The organism is Marinobacter sp. EhC06, assembly GCF_001650915.1.
Lineage (GTDB): Bacteria > Pseudomonadota > Gammaproteobacteria > Pseudomonadales > Oleiphilaceae > Marinobacter.
This window is the reverse complement of the sequence record NZ_LXYO01000023.1, coordinates 222,303-245,669: the sequence shown is the minus strand read 5'-3', so window position 1 is coordinate 245,669 and position 23,367 is coordinate 222,303. Positions and strand designations below refer to the sequence as shown.

Annotated in this window: 22 protein-coding genes, 1 pseudogene and 1 riboswitch; of the genes and pseudogenes, 18 read left to right on the top strand and 5 right to left on the bottom strand. The window is 58.6% G+C overall.

What is annotated here, in order from left to right; all coding sequences use genetic code 11:
* Positions 1 to 160 precede the first annotated feature (160 nt).
* The 5 genes from A8B84_RS11125 to A8B84_RS11105 all read left to right on the top strand — a co-directional run bounded on the left by A8B84_RS11125 (position 161) and on the right by A8B84_RS11105 (position 7,156).
* The gene (locus A8B84_RS11125) at positions 161 to 985 is read left to right on the top strand and encodes an IclR family transcriptional regulator (protein ID WP_014579059.1); all 825 of its coding nucleotides are present in this window, start codon (positions 161 to 163) and stop codon (positions 983 to 985) included.
* A 167-nt stretch (positions 986 to 1,152) separates the two neighbouring features.
* Complete coding sequence (locus A8B84_RS11120; protein ID WP_064229253.1) at positions 1,153 to 3,246, top strand: 3-hydroxyacyl-CoA dehydrogenase NAD-binding domain-containing protein; 2,094 nt, start codon at positions 1,153 to 1,155, stop codon at positions 3,244 to 3,246.
* A gap of 120 nt (positions 3,247 to 3,366) precedes the next feature.
* Entirely contained in the window at positions 3,367 to 4,551 is a 1,185-nt protein-coding gene (locus tag A8B84_RS11115; RefSeq protein WP_064229252.1) for an acetyl-CoA C-acyltransferase, read from the top strand.
* A gap of 72 nt (positions 4,552 to 4,623) precedes the next feature.
* The gene (locus A8B84_RS11110) at positions 4,624 to 5,730 is read left to right on the top strand and encodes a zinc-binding dehydrogenase (protein WP_064229251.1); all 1,107 of its coding nucleotides are present in this window, start codon (positions 4,624 to 4,626) and stop codon (positions 5,728 to 5,730) included.
* A gap of 10 nt (positions 5,731 to 5,740) precedes the next feature.
* On the top strand, positions 5,741 to 7,156 hold the full coding sequence (locus tag A8B84_RS11105; protein ID WP_064229250.1) for an aldehyde dehydrogenase family protein: 1,416 nt from the start codon (positions 5,741 to 5,743) through the stop codon (positions 7,154 to 7,156).
* A 162-nt stretch (positions 7,157 to 7,318) separates the two neighbouring features.
* Here A8B84_RS11105 and A8B84_RS11100 read toward each other — a convergent pair whose 3' ends face one another.
* Positions 7,319 to 7,900: a QsdR family transcriptional regulator gene (locus tag A8B84_RS11100; protein ID WP_064229249.1), complete on the bottom strand. Its 582-nt coding sequence runs from the start codon at positions 7,898 to 7,900 to the stop codon at positions 7,319 to 7,321.
* 160 nt (positions 7,901 to 8,060) lie between these two features.
* Between A8B84_RS11100 and A8B84_RS11095 the strand changes: the two genes are divergently transcribed.
* The 3 genes from A8B84_RS11095 to msrB all read left to right on the top strand — a co-directional run bounded on the left by A8B84_RS11095 (position 8,061) and on the right by msrB (position 11,576).
* On the top strand, positions 8,061 to 8,762 hold the full coding sequence (locus A8B84_RS11095) for a response regulator transcription factor (protein WP_064230064.1): 702 nt from the start codon (positions 8,061 to 8,063) through the stop codon (positions 8,760 to 8,762).
* Between the two features lie 2 nt (positions 8,763 to 8,764).
* Entirely contained in the window at positions 8,765 to 10,264 is a 1,500-nt protein-coding gene (locus A8B84_RS11090; protein WP_064229248.1) for an ATP-binding protein, read from the top strand.
* 79 nt (positions 10,265 to 10,343) lie between these two features.
* Positions 10,344 to 11,576 (top strand): peptide-methionine (R)-S-oxide reductase MsrB, encoded by a 1,233-nt coding sequence (msrB, locus tag A8B84_RS11085; protein ID WP_064229247.1) that lies wholly within the window; start codon positions 10,344 to 10,346, stop codon positions 11,574 to 11,576.
* Between the two features lie 67 nt (positions 11,577 to 11,643).
* Here msrB and A8B84_RS11080 read toward each other — a convergent pair whose 3' ends face one another.
* Positions 11,644 to 12,372, bottom strand: a complete 729-nt coding sequence (locus A8B84_RS11080; RefSeq protein WP_064229246.1) for a 3'-5' exonuclease — start codon at positions 12,370 to 12,372, stop codon at positions 11,644 to 11,646.
* Positions 12,365 to 14,239: a putative nucleotidyltransferase substrate binding domain-containing protein gene (locus A8B84_RS11075; RefSeq protein WP_064229245.1), complete on the bottom strand. Its 1,875-nt coding sequence runs from the start codon at positions 14,237 to 14,239 to the stop codon at positions 12,365 to 12,367. The genes A8B84_RS11080 and A8B84_RS11075 overlap by 8 nt, the downstream gene beginning before the upstream one ends.
* A 122-nt stretch (positions 14,240 to 14,361) precedes the next feature.
* Positions 14,362 to 14,585, top strand: a riboswitch (cobalamin riboswitch).
* Between the two features lie 134 nt (positions 14,586 to 14,719).
* Here A8B84_RS11075 and A8B84_RS11070 point away from each other — a divergent pair.
* The 10 genes and pseudogenes from A8B84_RS11070 (at position 14,720) to A8B84_RS11025 (ending at position 22,388) form a co-directional block, all read left to right on the top strand.
* A complete protein-coding gene (locus A8B84_RS11070) occupies positions 14,720 to 16,558 on the top strand; it encodes a TonB-dependent receptor plug domain-containing protein (RefSeq protein WP_064229244.1) in 1,839 nt (612 codons plus the stop codon).
* Positions 16,559 to 16,588: 30 nt separating this feature from the next.
* Positions 16,589 to 17,473 carry a cobalamin-binding protein gene (locus tag A8B84_RS11065; protein WP_064229243.1) on the top strand — a complete coding sequence of 295 codons (885 nt, stop codon included), beginning with the start codon at positions 16,589 to 16,591 and terminating at the stop codon, positions 17,471 to 17,473.
* Positions 17,460 to 18,434 carry a FecCD family ABC transporter permease gene (locus A8B84_RS11060; protein WP_064229242.1) on the top strand — a complete coding sequence of 325 codons (975 nt, stop codon included), beginning with the start codon at positions 17,460 to 17,462 and terminating at the stop codon, positions 18,432 to 18,434. Before A8B84_RS11065 ends, A8B84_RS11060 begins: the two co-directional genes overlap by 14 nt.
* On the top strand, positions 18,434 to 19,198 hold the full coding sequence (locus A8B84_RS11055) for an ABC transporter ATP-binding protein (protein WP_064229241.1): 765 nt from the start codon (positions 18,434 to 18,436) through the stop codon (positions 19,196 to 19,198). The genes A8B84_RS11060 and A8B84_RS11055 overlap by 1 nt, the downstream gene beginning before the upstream one ends.
* 734 nt (positions 19,199 to 19,932) lie before the next feature.
* A complete protein-coding gene (locus A8B84_RS21325) occupies positions 19,933 to 20,211 on the top strand; it encodes a type II toxin-antitoxin system RelE/ParE family toxin (RefSeq protein WP_082905144.1) in 279 nt (92 codons plus the stop codon).
* 10 nt (positions 20,212 to 20,221) lie between these two features.
* Positions 20,222 to 20,536 (top strand): HigA family addiction module antitoxin, encoded by a 315-nt coding sequence (locus tag A8B84_RS11045; protein WP_064229239.1) that lies wholly within the window; start codon positions 20,222 to 20,224, stop codon positions 20,534 to 20,536.
* A gap of 50 nt (positions 20,537 to 20,586) precedes the next feature.
* Positions 20,587 to 20,771: pseudogene (locus tag A8B84_RS11040) on the top strand (type II toxin-antitoxin system RelE/ParE family toxin).
* Positions 20,771 to 21,064 carry a HigA family addiction module antitoxin gene (locus tag A8B84_RS11035; protein WP_012137899.1) on the top strand — a complete coding sequence of 98 codons (294 nt, stop codon included), beginning with the start codon at positions 20,771 to 20,773 and terminating at the stop codon, positions 21,062 to 21,064. Before A8B84_RS11040 ends, A8B84_RS11035 begins: the two are co-directional and overlap by 1 nt.
* Positions 21,065 to 21,112: 48 nt before the next feature.
* Positions 21,113 to 21,463, top strand: a complete 351-nt coding sequence (locus A8B84_RS11030) for a RidA family protein (RefSeq protein WP_064229238.1) — start codon at positions 21,113 to 21,115, stop codon at positions 21,461 to 21,463.
* Between the two features lie 76 nt (positions 21,464 to 21,539).
* On the top strand, positions 21,540 to 22,388 hold the full coding sequence (locus A8B84_RS11025) for a sulfurtransferase (RefSeq protein ID WP_064229237.1): 849 nt from the start codon (positions 21,540 to 21,542) through the stop codon (positions 22,386 to 22,388).
* Positions 22,389 to 22,416: 28 nt separating this feature from the next.
* Here A8B84_RS11025 and A8B84_RS11020 read toward each other — a convergent pair whose 3' ends face one another.
* Positions 22,417 to 22,941 carry a cytochrome b gene (locus A8B84_RS11020; RefSeq protein WP_064229236.1) on the bottom strand — a complete coding sequence of 175 codons (525 nt, stop codon included), beginning with the start codon at positions 22,939 to 22,941 and terminating at the stop codon, positions 22,417 to 22,419.
* 65 nt (positions 22,942 to 23,006) lie between these two features.
* Positions 23,007 to 23,363 carry a hypothetical protein gene (locus A8B84_RS11015; RefSeq protein WP_064229235.1) on the bottom strand — a complete coding sequence of 119 codons (357 nt, stop codon included), beginning with the start codon at positions 23,361 to 23,363 and terminating at the stop codon, positions 23,007 to 23,009.
* Positions 23,364 to 23,367: the final 4 nt, after the last annotated feature.

Below are 23,367 nucleotides of genomic sequence, written 5' to 3'. Positions count from 1 at the left end.
TTTGAAACATAAGTGCCAAGTGTTTCATATTTGGTACGAATTTTGAAAAGACTTTCTGGTACTTGATTTCTGCAGCGATTAAAATGGTGCATCTTTAGTTATTCATCAAATTAATACACCGGTTACCGGAGCGGGCGACGCGGTTGGAGGACGTCCCATTATGGCAGGAAAAAAGCAGATCTCACCTGAGCTGAAAGTGGCATCCACTGACGGTGAGCCCGTGAAGCCGGAAAAAGACCGCAAGTTTGTCGAGGCCCTGTCCCGCGGCCTGGACGTGCTCCGCGCCTTCAGCCAGGGTCCTGTCATCCTGGGGAACCAGGACATCGCCCGCATCACCGGTCTGCCCAAGCCGACCGTGTCGCGGATGACCTACACCCTCACCAAGCTGGGTTACCTCAGCTACAACACCCAGCTGGAGAAATACCAGCTCAGTTCCGGGGTGCTGGCACTCGGTTATGCCTACGTGTCCAACCTCAAGGTGCGCCAGCTGGCCAAGCCCTACATGGACGAGTTCGCCCGCCAGACCAACATGTCGGTTGGCCTGACCTGCCGGGACCGGCTGCACATGATCTACGTGGAAAACCGCCTGCCACCGGAAGCCTCCCTGCTGCGCATGGATATCGGCCTGAAGCTGCCCATGGCCACCACCTCTGCCGGCCGCGCCTACTACTGTGCCATCAGCGACAAGGCCCGCCTGGTAATCGACGACGCTATGGCCGCCAAATTTGGAGACGACTGGCCAGAGAAAAAGGCAGGCCTTGATCAGGCCATGAAAGATTACAAGGAACACGGCTTCTGCCTGTCCATCGGCGAGTGGGACCGCAACATCAATTCCGCCGGCGTGCCCATTCACCTGCAGGACGGCACCATCATGGCCCTGACCTGTGCCGCGCCGTCCTACCTGGTGCCGGCTGAAAAGCTTCGGGGTTCCATTGCCCACCAGCTGGCGATGCTGGCAGGCGATATAGAATCCTTGGGAGTTTAAAAGCCACCTCCCGACAAACTCCAAACCAAGAAACCGCAGAGGAACCCCTGCGGTTTTTTTGTGCCTGTAGTTTAATGGGTGGTTGAAACCACCAACGAACTTGTATTAAATCGTACGCATGTTTCGCTAGTTAAAACCACATTTCAGAAAGAATGCGAGGAGAAATCATGTCTGAGGTCGTTAGCTATAACCGGGAAGGCAACATCGGCGTTATTACCGTGAACTACCCGCCGGTAAACGCCCTCGGCCAGGCTGTTCGCTCCGGTCTGCTCGCAGCCCTGGAGCAGGGGCAAAAGGATGCAGAGGCCAAGGCGCTACTGCTGGTTTGCGAAGGGCGCACGTTTATCGCCGGTGCCGACATCCGTGAGTTCGGCAAGCCCATGCAGGAGCCAACCCTGCCGTCACTGGTGAATACCTTTGAAAACAGCGACAAGCCGCTGGTTGCCGCGATCCATGGCACGGCCCTGGGTGGTGGTCTGGAAACCGCACTGAGCTGCCACTACCGGGTTGCGGTCAGCAGCGCCAAGGTGGGCCTGCCAGAAGTGAAGCTGGGCCTTCTGCCTGGCGCTGGCGGCACACAGCGGCTTCCGCGCCTGACCGGCGCCCGGAAAGCGCTGGAAATGATCACCACCGGTGAGTTTGTCGGCGCCAACGATGCCCTGGCCCTTGGCATTCTCGATGCCGTGGAACAAGGCGACGATATCCGTGCAGTGGGCATGGCCTATGCGCAGAAAGTGGTTGATGAAGGCAAGCCGGTGCGTCGTGTTCGCGATATCACCGACAAAATCGATGCGGACAAGGGCAGCGATGTCTTTGACCAGTTCCGTGACGAGCTGACGAAGCGGGCCCGGGGTCTGTTCTCCCCGTTCAAGTGTGTCGATGCCGTGGAAGCGGCCTTCAACCTGCCTTTTGACGAGGGCATGAAGCGCGAGCGGGAACTGTTCATGGAATGCATGGAATCACCCCAGCGCGCTGGCCTGATTCATTCGTTCTTTGGCGAGCGTGAGGTCTCCAAGGTCAAGGGACTGCCGAAGGATACGCCGGTTCGTGAGGTGAAGAGCGTTGGCATTATCGGCGCCGGCACCATGGGTGGCGGTATCGCCATGAACTTTGTCAATGTGGGCATTCCGGTCACCATCGTTGAGGTAAAACAGGACGCCCTGGACAAGGGCCTGGCTATTATCCGCCGCAACTACGAGAACTCCGCCAAGAAAGGCAAGCTGACCCAGGAGCAGGTGGAACAGCGGATGGCGCTGATCACCCCGAGCCTGACCTACGACGATTTCCGGGACGTTGACCTGGTGATCGAGGCGGTGTTCGAAAACATGGCCATAAAGAAAGAAATCTTTGCCAAGCTTGATGAGGTCTGCAAGCCGGGTGCGATTCTGGCGTCCAATACCTCAACCCTCGATATCGACGAGATTGCGTCTGCCACCAATCGTCCGGAAGACGTGGTGGGTATGCACTTCTTCAGCCCGGCCAATGTGATGAAGCTGCTGGAGAACGTGCGTGGCAGCAAGACCTCCGATGAGGTCAAAGCCACGGTGATGGCGGTTGCCAAGAAGATCAAGAAAGTCGGTGTCATGGTGGGCAACTGCTACGGCTTTGTCGGCAACCGGATGCTCCACAAGCGCGGCACCGAAGCCATGTCGCTTGTAGACGAGGGCGCTTCTCCGCAGCAGGTCGACAAGGTGCTGACCGATCTTGGTTTCCCCATGGGCCAGTTCGCGATGTCCGATCTGGCAGGGATCGATGTCGGCTATCGCATCCGGGAAGAACGGCGCAAGGCCGGTGAAGATATCCCGGCCAGTTGGATGGACAAGCTTGCGGAGCAGGGTCGCCTTGGCCAGAAGACCCAGGCGGGTGTATACAAGTATGAGGAAGGCAGCCGCAAGCCGATTCCCGATCCGGAAGTGGAACAGCTGATCGAGCAGTTCCGCAAGGAACAGGGGATTACGCCCCGGGAGATTACCGATCAGGAAATCCTCGAGCGCTGCGTGTATGTGATGATCAACGAGGGTGCGAAGATCCTCGAGGAAGGCATTGCCGATCGTCCGCTGGATATCGACATTGTCTGGATCTATGGCTATGGCTTCCCGGCCTATCGTGGCGGCCCGATGTTCTGGGCCGACCAGGAAGGTCTGGATACCATTCTTTCGGCCGTGAAGAAGTATCAGAATACCGTTGGTGGTGAGCAGTGGGAGCCGGCGGCTTTGCTTGAAAATCTGGTGAGTGAAGGCAAGAAATTCGGCGATCTCTAAGCTCGTAGGTCGGATTAGGCGAAGCCGTAATCCGACAACTAGAGGTAAACGATCAACTCGATGTCGGATTACGGCCTCGCCTAATCCGAACTACATGTTTCGAAAATTGAGGACATTGTTATGTCTGATGCAGTCATCGTTTCCACCGCTCGTACCGGTCTTGCGAAATCCTACCGGGGCTCTTTGAACAACACACACAGCGTGGATATGGCAGGTCACGTCATCAAGCATGCTGTTGAGCGCGCGGGCATTGATCCGTCTATTGTTGAAGATGTCATCATGGGTGCGGCCTACCAGGAAGGTGCCCAGGGCCGGAATATTGCCCGTCTGGCGGCCATTCGGGCCGGTCTGCCGGTGACTACTGCCGGGTTCTCCATCAACCGGTTCTGCAGCTCGGGTTTGCAGTCCATCGCCCTGGCGGCACAGCGGGTGGTGTCCGAGAAAGTACCGGTCATGGTGGCGGGGGGCGTCGAGTCCATTTCCCTGGTGCAGAACGAGAAGATCAACAGCTTCCACGCCACCAACGAGTGGCTGATGAAGAACAAGCCCGAGCTGTACCTTTCTATGATTGAGACGGCGGATATTGTGGCCAAGCGCTACAACGTCAGCCGTGAAGCCCAGGATGAATACTCGCTGATTTCCCAGCAGCGCACGGCAGCGGCCCAGCAGGCTGGCAAGTTTGACGATGAGATCGTGCCTTTCGATGCCACCATGCTGGTCAAGGACAAGGAAACCGGTGAGGTCAGTGAAAAGCAGGTGACCCTGAAAGGTGACGAGTGTAATCGCCCAAACACCACCCTTGAGGGCCTGGCGGGTCTGGAGCCGGTACGTGGTCCTGAGCAGTTCATCACGGCCGGCAACGCCAGCCAGCTGTCGGACGGAGCCTCAGTATGCACGGTGATGAACAGCACCTATGCTGAGAAGCACAACATTGAACCCATGGGGATTTTCCGTGGCTTCGCTGTGGCGGGTTGTGAGCCGGATGAGATGGGCATCGGCCCGGTGTATGCGATTCCGCGCCTGCTTGAGCGCAATGGTCTGACCATGGACGACATTGATCTGTGGGAGCTGAACGAAGCCTTCGCCTCCCAGGTGATTTACTGCCGTGACCGCCTGGGCATTCCCATGGAGAAGCTGAACGTAAACGGCGGCTCTATTTCCATCGGCCACCCCTTTGGTGTTACCGGCGCCCGTCAGACAGGCCACGCCCTGATCGAAGGCAAGCGGCGTGGGGCGAAATACGTGGTGATCACCATGTGCATCGGCGGCGGCCAGGGTGCTGCCGGCCTGTTTGAAGTGGTGTGAAGCCGGCCTGAATGAAATCGGGGTCGGAAGAAAGCGTTCTTCTGACCCCTTGTTCACCAAAAGGGGATCAGCATGGACAGACAAGCCAAAGCAGTCGTCTGCCGGGAATGGGGGCAGCCCGTTCAGGTGGAAACCATCACGGTGGAAGGCCCCAAGCGGGATGAAATCACCATCAAGATCGCGGCCTGCGGCGTTTGCCACAGCGATCTGTCCGCCACCACGGGCAAGATTCCCTATCCGCCTCCCCTTGTATTGGGCCATGAAGCCGCCGGCGTGGTTGTCGAAGTCGGTGAGGGCGTCACTGCCTTCAAGGAAGGCGACCATGTGGTGAGCACGTTTATCTCCATGTGCGGCAAATGCAGCCAGTGTGTTCGTGGCCGTCCGGTGCTGTGCGAAAACGCCCGCAAGGCCATGTTCAACCTGCCTGATGGCACGGTCAGAACCAAGGGTGCGGACGGCGAGCCACTGAACGTTTTCGGCGCCTGTGGCGTGATGGCCGAGTTCGCCACCATGCACGTGGACAATTGCGTCAAGGTGGATGAAACCGTGCCCATGCAGAACGCCGCCCTGGTGGGCTGTGCCGTGATGACTGGTGTGGGCGCCGTGTTCAACACGGCAAAGCTTGAACCCGGCTCACGCGCCGCCGTGTTTGGCATCGGTGGCGTTGGTCTCAATGCCATCCAGGGCTGTGTCACCGCTGGCGCCGAGATGATCGTGGCGGTGGACAGCAACCCCAAAAAGCTGGAGATGGCGAAAGAATTTGGCGCTACCCACACCGTGAATATCAATGAGGTGGAAGACGCAGCTAAAGCCGTAAAGAAACTGACCGGCGGCGTTGACTACGCCTTCGAATGCGTAGGCGCCGGGCCGGTGGTCGAACAGGCCTACAAGAGTCTCGGCCGTGGTGGTACCGCCGTCGTGGTGGGTGTGGCGGATCCGAAAGACAAGACCACGCTGACCACACTGACGTTGCCAGCGGATGAGCGCACCCTGAAAGGCAGCTGGCTGGGCTCGGCAAGGCCGCAGCACGATTTCCCCAGGATCCTGGGTCTTTACAAGGCTGGTAAACTCAAGCTGGATGAACTGGTTACCCGGACCTACCCCATAGAAGAAGCCGCACAGGCGTTCGATGATATGGTGGCAGGCAAGAACGCCCGAGGCGTTATCGTATTTGAATGAAGGGGGAAGCATGAACGAGCTGAACAGGAACTACATCAACGGTCAATGGGTTAGCTGGGCCGGTGACATGATCGACGTTCACGAAGCTGGCACCGGTGACGTGATTGCCCGGGTGCCCGCCGCCGGCGCGGATGAGATGGAACAGGCCATTGCCGCCGCCGATGCGGCGTTTGAAAGCTGGTCGGAAAGCACCCTGGAAGAACGGATCAAGGTGCTGGAACAGCTGCACGCGGGCCTGAAAGAACGCGCTCCGGAAATTGCCGAAACCGTCTGCCGGGAAGTGGGCATGCCCATCAAACTTGCCACGCCGATCCAGGCCGGTATGCCGGCCGCGGTAACCAAGAGCTACCTGAAACTGCTGCCGGACTTCCCGTTTACCGAACAGTCCGGCAATTCCGAGGTGCAATATGCCCCGGTTGGTGTGGTTGGCTGCATTACCCCCTGGAACTACCCCCTGCATCAGGTGATCCTGAAGATCGTCCCGGCGATTGCGGCCGGTTGCACCGTGGTACTCAAGCCTTCGGAGATCGCCCCCCAGACGGCGTTTATCCTTGCCGAGATCCTGGATGGCACAGACCTGCCCAAGGGCGTGTTCAACATGGTGTGCGGCTATGGCCACACCGTTGGTGACACCCTGATCAAGCACCCGGATGTGCGCATGGTGTCCTTCACCGGTTCTACCCGCACCGGCAACCTGATCGCCCACGCCGCAGCCGATGACTTCAAACGCTTCGCCCTGGAGATGGGTGGCAAATCCGCCTCCGTCATCCTTCCGGATGCCGACCTGGCGGCAGCCGTCAAAGGCACGATCAACAACTGCCTGCTGAACTCCGGCCAGACCTGCACCGCACTCACCCGCATGCTGGTTCCGGCCGACAAGCACGATGAAGCCTGCGAACTGGCCGCCGCTGCCGTGGCAAAAATGACCCCGGGCAATCCGCTGGAAGAAACCACCCGCCTGGGCCCGTTGTCCTCAGCCCAGCAGCGCGACAAGGTGATCGATTACATCAAACTGGGTATCCAGGAAGGTGCCAAGCTGGTTGCTGGTGGGCCCGAGGCGCCCGAGGGTTGTGACAAGGGTTACTTCGTCAAGGCGACCGTCTTCGGCAACGTAAAACCGGACAGCCGCATCGCCCAGGAGGAAATTTTCGGGCCGGTGCTGTGCGTGATCCCATACAACGACGAAGCCGAAGCGGTGAAAATCGCCAACGGCACCCAGTACGGGCTATCTGGTGCGGTCTGGTCCGGCGACGACGCCAAGGCCAAGAAAATTGCCAGCAAGCTGCGCACCGGCCAGGTATTCGTGAACGGTGGTGCGTTTAACCCGATGGCGCCGTTTGGCGGCTTCGGTCACTCTGGTATTGGCCGCGAATTCGGTAAGTGGGGCCTGGAGGAGTTTCTGGAAATCCGGTCTTTGCAGCTGTAAATGCTGATAGCCTGGGCTGCCGATCGGTGGCCCTGAGAGTTAGATCGGCCACGGGGTGGGGGTGTCTTTTCTGCCGGGAAAAAATGTCTGAGCGAAGCGAGTTGTTTTTCCCAGAAGAAAAGACACCCCCGCCTCGGGGCCAGCCCCCAAAGCCTGTAAGCCCTAGGCCTTCCCCCCAAGCAAAATCCGCACAGCCGTACAGGCATCCTCCAATTCCGCCTCCCTTGGCTCCCGCCCGGCAATGATGTCGCTGTACAGGCAGGACTCTGCCAGTCGGATCATGAAGTAAGACAGGCTGAAAATATTCATCGGCGGCTTGATATGCCCGGCCGCAACCTGGTCTTTCAACATCCGGGTGTTGGTCTCTACCGTTCGGGTATGCAGGATCGACTGCGATGACGTGAGGATCTTCAGGGCGTATTCCGGGTCCTGGTTGATGAATCGCCGCAGCGGCTCGAAGTGCAGGATGGTGGAATTGGTGCGTCGGTACACGCCGACGATATAGTCCACTCCCATGCCGGGAGTTTCCGCCATGGCCTGGCGCCAGAGGGGTTCGTACAGGGACCAGAGAATCTCGCCGATCAGCAGATCCTTGTTGCCCACCCAGCGAAACAAGGTGGCGCGGCCAATTCCGAGCTCATCAGCCAGCGGTGCCAGGTGAATGCGCTCACCTTTCAGCCACATGCGGCGTGCCCGCTTGAACGCGTCGGCGGGTGTTGCCCTGGTTACGGTCTTGTCTGCCACTGAAACCTCGTGCCGGAATTTGGATTCATTTTAACGGCTAAACCCGGAGCCGGCTATGCGCGCGGTTTCGAGGCCCTGTGATGGTTTTGTGAACTTTTCCGCCTACACTCTGCTCTGAAAGCAACGAAAGCCAGCGGCGAAGGCAATGAACCACGAGACCATGACGCGAACGGTACTGATTATCGAAGACAACCCCGGCATCGGTGAGCTGGTGCGCATGCAGGTGTCGGATCTGGGCATGAAGGCCGTTCTGGTGGATAGGGGCGATACCGGTCTGGAGCGGTTCCGTGAGGGTGGCATTGATCTGGTGATCCTGGATCTGATGCTGCCCGGCCTGGATGGTCTGGCGGTGTGCCGCGAGATACGTGCCTGCCCGGGCTATGTGCCCGTTTTGATGCTTACCGCAAAGAGCACGGAGCTGGACCGGGTTCTGGGCCTGGAGATGGGGGCGGATGACTACCTGACAAAACCGTTCAGCGTGGCGGAACTTGCGGCCCGCATCAAAGCCCTTTTTCGTCGGGTCGACGCCCTCTCTCAGGGTTCGTCTGCAAGCAAGGACGTTGAAGAGATTCAGGTGGACGGTCTGAAAATTGATCCGGTTCGCCGGCGGGTTTATGTGGACGATCGGGAAGTGGATCTGACCGCCCGTGAGTTTGACCTGCTCTGGCACTTTGCGTCCCATCGGGGCCGGGTATTCAGCCGGGCACAGTTACTTGATGCTGTCTGGGGCTACAACCATGAGGGTTATGAGCACACCGTGAACACCCACATCAACCGCCTGCGTAACAAGATTGAAGCCGACCCCGCCGAGCCCCGATACGTCCAGACAGTCTGGGGTGTTGGCTATCGGTTCATGGATTGATCATGGCCCTGTCTGTATTCCGAACCCTCTATGCTCGGCTGGCCATTGGTCTGTTCCTGTTGCTGCTCGTGGTGGGCGGGCTCTTCACTTTTCTGAGTCTGTCTTCGGTGCGGGAATACTCGGCCGCGGTTAACCAGCAACTGAACCGGGATCTTGCCCGCAATCTGGTGTCGGACCGAAACCTGGTAACCGATGGCGAACTCAACCGCGACGCTTTGAAGCAGCTTTTCGAGCTGTACATGACGATCAATCCCAGCATCGAGATCTATCTTCTGGATACCGACGGCAACATCCTTTCCTACTCGGCGGACCCGAACAAGATCAAGCGCAACCGGGTGTCCCTGGAGCCCATTCGGACCCTGCTTGAAACCCCCGAAGCCTATCCGCTGCCCGGCGATGACCCGCGCAGCCACGACCGTCGAAAAGTCTTCTCGGTAACGCCGGTGCCATCGGCAGAGGATCCAACGGGTTACCTTTACGTGGTTCTGCGCGGGGAGGAATACGATCTGGCAGAGAGCATGGTGCACAGTAACCGCCTTCTGCAGATGGGCGCCGGAGCGCTCGCCGTGAGCCTGTTTGTCGGTTTGCTGGCGGGCCTGGTTTTTTTCCGGCTGCTGACGCGTCGGCTGTCGCGGCTGACCGAGCGGGTGGAATCCTTTGAGCGGGGGATGTCTTCGGAGAGCACAGCGGCGGTTGCCGGCAAGGGTGATGACATTGATTACCTGGCCGCCCGGTTTGATCAGATGGCACAGCGGATTGTCGCCCAGCTGGATCTCCTGAAGCACAAGGATGCCCAGCGCCGGCAACTGGTTGCCCAGGTCTCCCATGACCTGAGAACGCCACTGGCATCCATCCAGGGTTACATTGAAGCCTTGCGCCTGAAACAGGACACGCTTGTCCCCGAGGAGCGGGCACGCTTCCTGGATGTGGCCCTGTCTGAAAGCCACCGGCTTGGTCGCCTGGTGGAAGAACTGTTTGAGCTTGCGGCACTGGATGCCCGTGAGAAGCAGCCGAAGACGGAACCGTTTGTGGTTGCCGAGCTCTTGCATGATGTGGTGCAGAAACACCATCCGGAGGCGGAGCGTGCAGGCGTTGCCCTGTCGATTGTCTCCGTGGCGCCGGTCCAGGTGCTGGCGGACATCGCCATGACCGAGCGGGTATTGGATAACCTGATCAGCAATGCCATCAGCCATTCGCCACAGGACACGGAGATCACACTGAGTGTTTCCGAACGGGACGGCGGTGCGGAGATTACCGTTGCGGACGCTGGCCCCGGCATCGATGAGGCGGACCTGGAACACGTCTTCGAACCCTTTTACCAGGCCGCAGGCGCTTCGAGGACAGGCCATGCCGGGCTTGGGCTCGCGATTGCCCAGAGAATGGTGTCGCTGCAACAGGGGAAACTCTCTGTCCGCAATGCCGGTGGCGCCGCTTTCAGCGTCTGGCTGCCCCTGGCCGGCGAGAGTTTCGTGCCGGGCGGCGAAAAATCCACAGCGTTATGAATTCGTAACACCTGGTGAACGTTTTCGTGAATCCACGACCCTACGCTGTAGGAATGGAATCACGTGAAGGAGAAGTCTGATGAAACGCAAGATTTTGGGTTTGTTTTCTGCAGTGGCACTTGTCTCTGCAGCTGGTCTGTTCACCACCTACGCGGTTGCCGAAAAGTCGGAGTCGCAGATGAGCAAATACGCACCGGACCAACCGGGTCTGGCCGTGGCAACCTTTGCTGGCGGTTGTTTCTGGTGTGTCGAGGCCGGGTACGAGAAGCGGGTGCCGGGCGTGGTGGAAGTCGTCTCGGGCTATTCTGGTGGGAAAGAGGCAAGCCCCTCCTACAAGCAGGTTGCCTCGGGGCAGACTGGCCATACCGAAGCGGTACAGGTCTATTACGACCCCAACGAAATGACATACGAGGGCTTGTTGCAGGCGCTCTGGCGGATGATGGACCCGACCGATAATCAGGGGCAGTTTGTGGACCGTGGCCAGCAGTATCGACCGGCTATTTTCTACCATAACACTGAGCAGAAGCGCCTGGCCGAAGCGGCCGTTGCAGAGTTGGAGGCTTCCGGCGTTTACGAGAAACCTGTGGTGATCGAAATCGTGCCATTCAAGAAATTCTACCCGGCCGAGGAATATCACCAGGATTATTACGACAAGAACCCGGTGCGCTACAACTTCTACACCTTCAACTCTGGCCGCTATCAGTTTATCGAGAAGGTGTATGGCGAAGATTATGAGCTTGATTACACCCGGTTCCAGGAGAATGCCACGGTGGACGCCAGTGACGACCTGGTGGGCGATGGAAGCGCCAGCACAGAATCCGGTCAGATGGGCAGTGGCTTCGATCCGGAAAACTTTGAAAAGCCCGCTCAGGATGTGCTCAAGCAGCGCCTGACCGATATGCAGTACGAGGTCACCCAGGAAGACGGCACCGAGCCGGCGTTCAACAACAAATACTGGGACAACAAGAAACCAGGGCTTTACGTGGATATTGTCTCGGGCGAGCCGCTGTTCTCATCCCGCGACAAGTACAAATCCGGTACCGGCTGGCCGAGCTTTACCCGGCCGATCACACCAGACGCGGTGGTGGAACGTGAGGACAACTCGTTCTTCATGACCCGTACGGAAATCCGCAGCAGCCACGCGGATTCCCACCTTGGCCATGTCTTCAACGATGGCCCTGCGCCGACCGGGTTGCGCTACTGCATGAACTCCGCGGCGATGGACTTTATCCCCCTGGAGGACATGGAACAGGCCGGCTATGGCAAGTGGATTGATGACGTCAAACCGGAAACCGACATGGCCAGCCAGTAACGGCAGTACCCACGCACGCTGGATTAACGAGTAGGTCGGATTAGCGCAGCGTAATCCGACACCCGCATCATAGCCAAAGATCCGCCACCCGGGTGTCCCGGCTGAAGTGGTGTACTATCTGCGCCTGCAACAACTCCGCTGTGGCAATGGCATCAATCAGAGCGTTATGGGCTGCATAATGGGGCAGCCCGTAACGCAGCCGGCTGTCGGCCAACCGGATTGATACCGGCTTCTTGCCCATCAGCCGTTGCCACCGGGAAGGGTTGCGATCCGGATGCAGGTGAGCTTCGATGGCCATGGTATCAAGAACCGGAAAACGTATGCCCTCGCCGAGTCGCCAGCGCAGGGCCACATCCAGGAACGAGCGCTCAATGTTCCGGTAATGAACCACCGGGATGCGGCCGTTCAGATAGCTGAACAACTCCCCCAGAATCTCTTCCAGATCCGGTGCCTCGTCGATGTCGCTGTGGGTGATGCCGTGGATGGTTACTGACGTCTGGTGCAAGGGCAGTTTCGGGCGTACCACCCAGTGTTTTGCCTGGGACAGCTGAATACCGTCCAGAGTAAAGGGTACCAGACCGATGCTGACAATGGAGTGCTGGCTGGCATCGAGCCCGGTGGTCTCGAAATCAATGGCCAGCATCCGGACCTCTGAGATGGGCGTATCGGGTGAGGGACAGCCGCTCTCATAAAACGCTTTCAGGATCGGGGATTTGCTCTGTTGGGCCAGGGCCTGGTATTGCTCTGGCCAAGGCAGGCTGTGAACGGACGGCTCGCCAGAAGAGGCATCAGACATTACGGGCCACCTGGGCGTTGTAACGGAATCTCAGGAATTTCTGGGCATTGTTGACCACCTGGAACGCATCCTTGAGATGGCTGCGCTCGAAGGGTGAAAGGTCTTCCGGCCGAACATTGTTGTCTGGCTCCCGCCCGGCTTCTATCGCCAGGGCCTGATGCCGGATCCGTACAATGGAAATGAACTCGAGGGCGTCCCTCAGGTTGCCAAGATCGTCTTCCATCAGGAGCTTGGTGTTGCCAATGGCCTTGAGGCGTTCAAAGGAATTCTGTGCGCGGGATTTGCAGGCCAGGGCGTGGATCCGGATCAGATCAGACAGGGGCGCCGTTCCCCGGCGTTTCAGGTTGAATGTCTTCTGCTGCTTGCCATCTTCTTCCAGCACGAAGGTGCGGAAGAAGCCAATTGGCGGCGTTCGGTTCAGGGCGTTGCGGGCCATCATTGCAAGGAACCGCTGGCTGTTGCTGGCTTTTTCGGCCACCAGGGCCTTCAGTTGCTCGGCGAATTCGGTCTCGCCGTAGATGCCATCCAGGTCAAAGAAAATGTTGCTGTTAAGCAGGGCTTCGGCTTTTGGATTCTCGATCCAGTCGGTGAAATAGCCCTTCCAGACGCTCAGAGGCTGCCGCCATTTCTGGTTTGTGGCCATGATGTCGCCGGTGCAATAGGAGTAGCCACACTCGGCCAGTCCATCGCTGACGAACTTGGCCAGCGCCCGGAAGTACTCGTCGTGGGCTTCCGGCACAAAGCTGTCGTCCAGGATCATGGCGTTGTCCTGGTCGGTGACCACCAGCTGCTCGTCCCGGGCCATGGAGCCAAGGGCCATGAAACAGTAGGGCACCGGCGGTGGCCCAAATTTCTCTTCACCCAGTTCCAGCAGGCGCTGGGTAAAGCTGCGGCCGATGCCGGCCATGGCGCTGCCAATCATGTGGGAGTTGGCATCCTCGTTCACCATACGCACGAAGCTGTCGCGCACATCCAGGCTGATTTTCTTGAGGCCTTTTACATCCTGCTGGTGATAGATATTGCTGACCAGGTACAGGCTGCTCTGGCTCTCGTATTTCACGATGTCAGACAGCGCAATCACGCCACGAACCTCGTCTCCGTCCATCACCGGAAGATGGTGCACGTTGTTGTGCAACATGGTGAGCATGGCTTCAAATATGAACATGTTCGAGCGGATGGTGATCAGGTCTTCAGACATGATCTCGCTGATGGGAGTTTCCGAGGCCAGTGCTTCGCTGAGGGCCCGGGTACGCAGGTCGCGGTCGGTGATGATGCCCTGGAGTCGAGGTTTTTCACCTTCCTCATCCATCAATAGCAGCGCGGACACACCGTTCTCAGTCATGATCCGGGCGGCTTCCTGCAGCCGGACAGTGCAGGGTGCCATAACCGGTTCCCGGGATATCAGCCGCGTGACCTTGGACGTCATCAGCTCGTTGGATTTTTCCCGGCGGGAAACCGCAGAGCGCAGGCGGCTGCGGTCTTCAATCTCGACGAAATCGGCGAAGTTGTCGTCGTTTTCCCAGAGGTATTGGAAGGTGTCGTAGGGGATCTTGTATAGCAGGGTGTCTTCCAGGGCTTTGGCGGGGAAACGCACTTTCCTGTTCATCAGAAGACCAAACTGGCCAAAGACCTCACCTTCACTGATCCGGTTATAGAGTTCTCCGGTTCGCCGATAGATTTCAACGGCGCCACTGCGCACGTAAAACAGCCAGCTGCTCGGGTCACCCAGTTCCAGGATCTGGCTCCCGGCCTTGAAGTAGACAACCTCTATGTCGCCAACCACCCTGTCGAGCAGCTCCTCGGTCATCTCGTCAAACGGCGGGTATTGAGCCATGTGATTGCGGATGTCGACCAGCTCGGCCTGCATAAAACTCCCTGTTCTGGCGAAGAAAAAGTGTTTGTCAGTCATGGAATATAGCAGTGGCAGAGGCCTGCGACCATGTCGACCTTTGATGGATTTCATTGACCGGTTACCCGGGTGTTGCTAGCCTTGCCACACTTTTTTCAGGTGCCCGTCGCAAAGCGCGACGGGTGAAACGGGAAATCGGTGAGCCTGGTCACGCCAGTGCAAGTCCGATGCTGCCCCCGCAACGGTAAGCAGGACAACGGCAATCTTTGCGCCACTGTGTCGCCACGACATGGGAAGGTGATTGCCCGGGAACCCAGGGTTCCGCCTGCCAGCCCGGAGACCGGCCTGGAAAAACACCCGATGTTGCGGTGGGCAACCTGGGTGGGTGATATGCCGGTTCCGCTTTCCTGACACCAGTCTACCGCCTGCCCCCATTCCCTGTTCCGCAACAAAACCCAGATTCCCGTGCGGGTGCGCGCGGAGTGCGGAGCAAGCTTCATGTTCAGAATTCAATGCCCTGTTGTATTGGCCGGCGTTTCCCTGGCCGCCCTGCCTATGGCCGTCTCGGCCCAGTCTGCCCCGGAATCCGATGCCCTGGATCCAATCGTGGTTACCGCGACACTGGGGCCAAAGACCGTTGGTGAGAGTTTGTCTTCGGTTACGGTCATCGAGAAGGAGGATATTGATCGGCAACAGCCCGCGGAATTCCGCGATTTGCTGCGCGCCCAGCCGGGGATCAATGTGGTGTCGGACGGCAGCTACGGCAAGACCACCAGCGTATTCCTGCGGGGCGCGGGGAGCTCAGGTACAGTGCTGCTTCTTGATGGTATCCGATTGCGCTCTGCCTCTGCGGGCATCCCGCCCTGGCAGTTTTTGCCTCCGGAATTGATGGAACGGGTTGAACTGGTGCGGGGCGCGAAGAGCTCGCTCTACGGTGCCGATGCGGTGGGTGGTGTCATCCAGGCGTTCACCCTGGAACCTGAAGCCGGGCGCCAGGGTTGGGGCGAACTAAAAGGGGGCTCCCATAAAACCCGTGAGGTTACCGTTGGATTGGCTGGCCGGGAAGGCCGTTCCTCGTTCCTGGCCAGTGGCGTCTATTCGGACACCGATGGCACCAATCTGAGAGATGGCGGTGAAGACAAGGGCTTTCGGAACACCGGCGGCCTGGCCAAGCTGAGCCACAGTTTTGACCAGGGTGGCGGCGCAGGGCTGACCGTGTTCCAGTCCGAAGGTAACACCGAGTTTGAAGGCGGTGATACCGATTTCCTGATCCGTGCCATGGGCTTACATCTGGAAGCGGTTGCAAGTGACTACTGGCGCACACGGATCCAGTTCTCGGAAGCCCGCGACGAACAGGATACCTTCGGAGCCAATCCCAGTACTTTCGACACACTGTCTCGCTCAGCGCGCTGGGAAAACACCCTGACGGCCGGTGTTCATGAGCTGGTTCTGGGCACGGAAGTCATGATTGATGAAGTGGATGGCACCAGCAATTTCACGGAAGACAGCCGGACCAACAGCGCGGTTTTTGGCCAGGGTCGTCTGAACTTTGATGCCACCGATCTGATGCTCAGTCTGCGTCTTGATGACAACGAGGCCTACGGCAAAGAGGAGACTGGCGGTGTGGCCTTTGGTCACCAGCTGGACCGCGCCCATCGTTTTCGCCTCAGCTATGCAACGTCGTTCCGGGCACCAACCTTTAATGATCTTTACCTGACTGTGCCGTTCTACACCGGTAATCCCGACCTCAATGCGGAAGAGGGGCAGATGGTCGAAGCCGGTTTCTCCGGGCGTTACGATCGCTGGTTCTGGGACATTGCGATTTACCAGAACGATGTGAAAGACCTGATTACCTATGTCTCTGACCCGGTGACGTTTGAGGGCACCATGGAAAACGTCGAAACGGCCAGAATCCGTGGCGTTGAGGTTTCTTCCGGTATCGAGACTGCTGACTGGAATCTGGCGGCAGCGGTAACCTACGCGGATACCGAGAACCGCGATACCGGCGCCCGTTTACCGCGTCGCGCGGAAAAGAATGTGCGTTTGGATATTGATCGCCTGTTTTCTCAGTGGTCTGTGGGAGCCAGCTTTATCGCCGAGAGCGACCGCTATAACGACGCAGCGAACACCAGCCTGCTGCCAGGCTATGGCACTGTGGACTTGAGGGCTGCCTGGAACTTTCAGCCTGGTTGGTCGGCCTCGTTCAAGGTCGATAACGTACTGGATCGTCGCTATGCCACCAGCATTGGCTATGACAGTGCAACCTTCGCGCCTTTCGACTATCTGGCCGCCGGCCGAACCTTCATGGCCTCGGTGCGCTATGATTTCCAGCAGTAAATTCACCGATCCAAGAGGCTTCCACCCTCTATGAGGCACTCCGGGCTCGCTGCATTGTGTGTGCTGTCTCTGCTTGCGCCCTTGTTGGCACAGGCAGAGGGGCCCTGTGCAAGGGACGCGCTGAACCAGCGTGTATGCCTGGCGGAACCCGCGCAACGCGTTGTCTCCCTGTCACCGGGCGCCACCGAGCTGTTGTTCTCTGCAGGCGCCGGTGACAGGGTGGTGGCGGTGAGTGCCTGGAGTGACTATCCCGCAGAGGCTGCGGATTTGCCGCAGGTGGGCGACAGCAATCGCCTGGATCTGGAATCCATTGTTTCGCTGGCGCCGGAGCTGGTGGTGGCCTGGGTGGATGGGAATTCCCGCAGCCAGTTGGAACGGCTGTCCGGCCTTGGCATTCTCGTTTTCTGGCTTGCTCCACGAACGTTTGACGACATTGCCGTGGCGGTGTCGGATCTGGCGTTGCTGACGGGTTCACCGGAGCTCGGCGCTGAGCGGGCCGAAGCGTTTCGCGCAGAAATGGCCACGCTGAAAGCTCAGTATGCCGATGCCAGACCGGTTAAGGTGTTCTACCAGATATGGGACCAGCCACTGATGACCGTGAATCGGGACGAGCTGATCAGCAAGGCCATAACCCTGTGCGGCGGCGTGAATTTGTTCGGCGAGCTGCCACGGCTGGTGCCCCGGATAAGCCGGGAGGCGGTTCTGGAAGCCAACCCCGAAGCCATTATCACCGCCGGGTCTTCGGATGACAGGCAGTGGCTGGAAGCCTGGCGTGAGTTTCCGGGCCTGGCAGCGGTAGCCGCCGGCAACCTCTTCCTCGAACCGCCGGACCTGCTGGCGCGCCCTACGCTACGAATGGCAGACGGCGCCAGACACCTGTGCCAGACCCTGGAGCAGGCCCGTGCCAATCTCTAGCCCTTACAAACCACTCCTCGTTCTGTTGCTGGCAGGATTTCTGGCGGCCCTGCTCTCCGTCGGTATCGGTAGCACGGCCATCGGCTTTGAGGACACGCTGCGTGTGATAACCGGAAGTGGTACCGAGTTACAGAAAACGCTGATTCTGGAGTTACGGCTGCCCCGGACACTGAGTGCGTTTGCCACCGGCGGTTTGCTGGCCGTGGCCGGGGCTTTAATGCAGGTATTGTTGCGAAACCCCCTGGCCGATCCCTACGTGTTGGGGCTCTCAGGTGGCGCGGCAGTGGGCGCGTTACTGGCCATGCTGGCCGGCGTTGGCGGTTTTCTGGTATCCGGCTCCGCGTTTGCCGGCGCGATGCTGGCGACTCTGCTGGTGTTTGGCCTGGCCCACGGCAGTGGCAGCTGGACGCCCTCGCGGTTGTTGCTCACCGGTGTGGTGGTCGCCGCCGGCTGGGGCGCCATCATTACCCTGATCCTCTCGATGACCCCGGCCAGCCGATTGCCGGGCATGCTGTACTGGCTGATGGGCGATCTTTCCCACGCAGCCACGCCGTGGCCGGGGCTGATCATTCTGGTGCTGGTATGCCTGATGGTGTTTCCGCTGGGCCGGGCCCTGAACGTGTTGGCCCGGGGTTCCCTACAGGCGGCGGCCCTGGGCGTTTCGGTGCGACCACTGGAATGGTCGATCTACCTGATGGCCAGCCTGCTGACCGCAACCGCCGTCACCATGGCCGGTTCGGTCGGCTTTGTTGGTCTGGTGGTGCCGCATATGTTGCGGCTGGTGCTGGGCAACGACCAGCGCCTGATTCTGCCAGCCTGCGCACTGGCCGGCGGCACGCTGCTGGTGCTTGCAGACACCCTGGCACGGGTGGTCATCGCGCCGGAACAGTTGCCAGTTGGCGTGATCACCGCGCTGATCGGCGTCCCGACCTTCCTGTACCTGTTGTATAGGAGCCGATGATGACACGCCTGACCACCGAAGCGCTGATCATCGACATTCCGGGGCGTGCCTCAGGCGTTCCCCTGAATCTGGTGATCGAACCGGGACAGGTCTGGGGTGTGCTGGGCCCCAACGGCGTGGGCAAAACCACCTTGCTTCACACCCTGGCAGGATTGTGGGAGCCCCGAAGCGGACAACTGCTGCTCGATGGTACGCCGTTGGGCGACATCCGCCGCAAGACCGTCTCGCAACAGATGGGCCTGGTATTCCAGGACCGGCAGGATGGATTCCCGGCAACTGTATTGGAAACCGCCCTGATCGGTCGCCACCCCTGGCTGTTACCCTGGCAGATGGAGAGTGGTGAGGATCTGGCGATTGCAGAACGGGCCCTTGAAGCCCTGGACGCGATCCACCTGAAAGATCGCCTGGTGAACACCCTATCCGGCGGCGAACGCCAGCGGGTAGCCATTGCCACCCTGATGACCCAAAGCCCGGAAATCTGGCTCCTGGACGAGCCGACCAATCATCTGGACTTACAGCATCAGACTGCCGTTATGAAGCTGCTGCGCCAGCAGGCAGCCTGCGACCGGGCTGTCTTCATGTGCCTCCACGACCTCAATCTGGCCGCCCGATGGTGCGACCAGATCCTCCTCCTGTATCCCGATGGCCAGGCCTGCTGGGGCCCGGCCCGCGACATGCTGGTCACCTCTGCACTCGAAAGCCTGTTTGGCCAGCGTTTGCTTTCTGCCGAACTGGATGGTTTTCCGGTGTTTGTTCCGGGCTAAAGGCCAAAATCACGGACCACAAAGAGCCTGGGAATAAACGAGCAGGCGGCCGGACGAAAATTGACGCCCATCCCCGGCCCGGCTACGGTTTAAGACTGGTAATTGTTTGATACAGCGTGGAAATCTAATGCTGCCGAGTGGTGGAAAGGTGAAGCTGGGATAGATGTCATTTGTCGTTGAATTAGCTGTTAGGCAATCGTCACGCTGAAATGGATCGCTATTTTGTTGCTGGTTATCCCCAGCGTTGTTACAGCAGAAGCTGAGCTAGATTTCCACCTTTGTTCGGCCTACGTGCAGCAGTCGGCAGTAGGGGCACAGACCGAAAGCGGGTGGCCAGTTCACGTAAAGCTGACAAAAGTTGGCGCCAAGAGTTTTGAGAGGTTCACTGAATCAAACAGCGGCAGCATGACCCGCTTTGTTGTCGGTGATCGGGAGTTCTTAAGGGCGACAATATGGGTGCCAATTTCCAGTGGGGACTTACATAGAGCATTCAGTTCCAAAGAGGTGGCCACTGCTTGGCAGCGAACTCTGGCAGGCAAACTACCGGCAGCTCCATGCGGTGCGGGAGACTGAGAAATGCCTAACCAATCATTCAAGTTCGTTCCCGGCCTAGCGGCCGTCCACCGGACGCCCTAGTCGGGCGCCGCTTAATTTTGGCGTTATGCCCCTCTCTCAGCCTACTTTGCCGCATACTAACGCTTGACGTTATTAACGCTCTGCGTCATCATTTCCATATGATCATATCGTTCAAGTGTAAGGATACCGAGAAGCTGGCAAGGGGGCGCCGAGTCAGACGCTTTGTCAATTTTGAACGAGTTGCTTTGAGGAAAATTCGGCAACTCCAGGCTGCAAGCCAGTTGGATGATCTTAAAGTACCGCCCGGGAATATGTTGGAGCCATTGCTTGGTGATCGCCAAGGTCAGCACAGCATCCGAATCAACAGGCAGTTCCGGGTTTGCTTCCGATGGACCAAGGCTGGCGCGGAAGATGTCGAAATTGTTGATTACCATTAGGAGGTAACTCATGCGCAACATTGAAGCTGTAACGCCAGGCGAGTTACTGAAGGAAGAGTTTCTTGAGCCGATGGGTATTTCTCAATACCGCTTGGCCAAAGAGATTGGGGTGCCTGCTCAGAGGATAGGCCAGATTATTGCTGGAAAGCGTTCGATAACCGCAGACACGGACCTGCGACTTTGTCGCTTCTTTGGTTTGTCCAATGGCTATTGGTTGCGAGCTCAGGCAGCCTACGACACTGAGATTGCGGAAGATGCCCTTGAGGATCAGTTAAAGAATATTCGTCCGTGGAGTTCTGTATCTGAAATCGGGCCCAGGGCATAACCAACGGCCACACGTCTGGCATACAACCCGACCATGCCAAGAAGCTGCGTATGCAGCTGGCGGCTCTGGATACGGCGACTTCAGTGGAGGACATGGATATCCCTGGTTTTCGGCTTCTTCCATTGAAGGGAAAAGACAAAGGCCGGTGGTCGTTAGGGTGAACGGAAATTGGCGCATGACGTTCGAATTTCAGGACGGCAACGCCTACATTCTTGATTATGAGGATTATCACTAATGACTATGCATAATCCGCCGCATCCTGGTGAATTCATTCGTGAGGTGTACCTGGAGCCTTTCGGTATCAGCTCTCGTCAGCTTGCTTCCAGTCTGGGCGTTTCACCCTCCACTTTGTCCCGTTTGCTCAAAGGGGATAGTGGCATTAGCCCTGAAATGTCTCTGCGGCTGTCCAAAGTTCTCGGGCGTACTCCTGAGAGTTGGTTGGCGATGCAAGATATGTATGACCTATGGGTAGCTCGCGGCACAGTCAATCTGGAGGGTATTCATCGGCTGGACTTCGAAGCAGCTTAACCAGTCTCTGGTTACACAGTCACTCCAATCCCCAACAAGGCCATTACCATGACCATTGAACGTATTGCCACCAACAACCGAATGAGCAAGATCGTAAAACACAACGGCACCGCTTACCTTTGCGGTCAGGTTGCCAAGGACCGGGACGGCGACATTCGTACCCAGGTAACCGGGATGCTGGAGAAAGTGGACGAGTTGCTGGAGACCGCTGGTTCCAGCCGCGACAGAATCCTGTCGGCAACGATCTACCTGGCGGATATGGCCGATTTCAAGGCCCTGAACGAGGTGTGGGACAACTGGGTGCCCGAAGGTACGGCGCCGGCCAGGGCCTGCGTTCAGGCTCAGATGGCGTCGCCGGAGTTGCTGGTGGAAATCTCGGTGATCGCGGCTACCTCCTGAGGGCAGTCGGGAAGATCTGGCGATTCGCCGGGCTGCGCAGTCCGCCGTTTATTTCTGGTATGGAAAGGAGCACACCATGGCGTCACCACTCGTAACCACCGACTGGCTGCAGGAAAACCTCGATAACGAACGGTTGGTTCTGATCGACGCCAGTATGGCCACGGTTATTGGCAAGGAGCCGATCATTTACGACCAGCCGGTGTGGATACCGGGGAGTTACCAGATCGATCTGGAGGGAACGCTCTGCAATACCGAATCGTCCCAGATCCATGCGTTTCCCACCGAGGAACAGTTCACGCAGGAAGTTTGCAGGCTGGGCATAACGCCTGAAAGCCTGGTGGTGCTTTACGACAACCAGGGAATCTATTCCGCTCCCCGGGCCTGGTGGATTCTGCGGTCGATGGGCCTTGAACAGGTATTCGTGCTGGATGGTGGACTGCCGCTGTGGTTAGACGAGGGGCGTGAAACGGTGTCGGCTCCGGTTCAGGGTGCGGCTTCCGCCGGCAGCATGGCGGGCCGTCTGGGCCGCGAACGGGTTCGGGATTCCGCCTTCGTTCTACAGCATCTGGACGACGAGCAAGTAGCGGTGATTGATGCGCGATCCCGGGCGCGGTTCCTGGCCCAGGCCCCGGAGCCTCGTCCGGGTGTGCGTGGTGGCCATATCCCTAACTCGCTCAACCTTCCGTTTACCGAGGTGCTGGACGGTTATCGGTTCAAACCGGACAGTGAGCTGGCGGCAATGTTCAAACAGCTTGCTCCGAACCTTCAGCCCGGAAACGGGCAGCAACTGGTGTTTTCCTGCGGTTCTGGCATCACCGCCTGCATCATTCTGCTGGCGGCGGAGCTGGCCGGGTATAACCAGCTCTCGTTGTACGACGGTTCCTGGGCGGACTGGGGCAGCGACGAATCGCTGCCGGTGGCTTGAGCTCCAGGGTTTTCGTGTATTCGAGCTGTCACGCCATGCGCTTCATGATCCGGTCTCCCAGCACATACTGATGCGCGAGGGCGGCCGCCACGTGTACGCCAATCATTACCCACAACACGTTAGCGAGAATTTCGTGGACGTCTTCGCCGCTCTCTTCCAGCCACTCCACTTCCGGGCCGTAGCCAAAGACTGTCCAGCCGAAAAAGGTAACGGGATCGCCCTCGCCGAGAGACGTTGCCAGCCCTGAAAGCGGCATCAGAATCATCAGGGCGTAAAGCGCAACGTGACCGAGCTTCGCCATGGTGGCCCAGTGCGCCGGTGGTGACAGTCGTGCGCGGTTCAGCCAGCGCCAGAGACCCCGAAAAATCACCAATCCGAAGATTGTCAGGCCCAGAGTCTGATGCCAGGCCATAAGCGAAGCATCGGAGAGAGTGTGTTCCAGGGCTTCAAACCAGACTTCGCTGGCAAGCATCACCAGCAACAGAACGGCCATTATCCAGTGCACAGCCCGCGAAACGACACCATAACGGTTGTCAGCGTCCATCAATGTCATCGTGATTCTCCTTGATCAAATGGTGGCGGGGCACCTGAACAGGCCCCCGCGCTGGCTGCTGGTAGTCAGTCCCGGCGTCCGCCGCGAACCGGATCTCCAAAATGGTTGAACTCCTGCTCCCGGATCAGGTTCTGTTCGGCATCCCGAAGCTGTACCCGGTAGGTGCCATCGGGAGTCTCGTCAACAGACACCTTCACACCCGGGCCGAAGCGTCTGAGGGCATGGCCATAGGCCATGATGCGCATTTCTTCGGTGCTGTATTGTTTGAGGTCGGCGCCCATGGCTTTGCCGTCACTGCGGTTCTCATAACGATCCTCGTAGCGATCGTCATCCCAGTAGTCGTTATCTGCCGATACAAGCAGGGGCGTGGCGCTGAGCAGTGCGGCGACGGAGAGCGCAGCAATGGTGGTGGTTTTCTTCATGGTC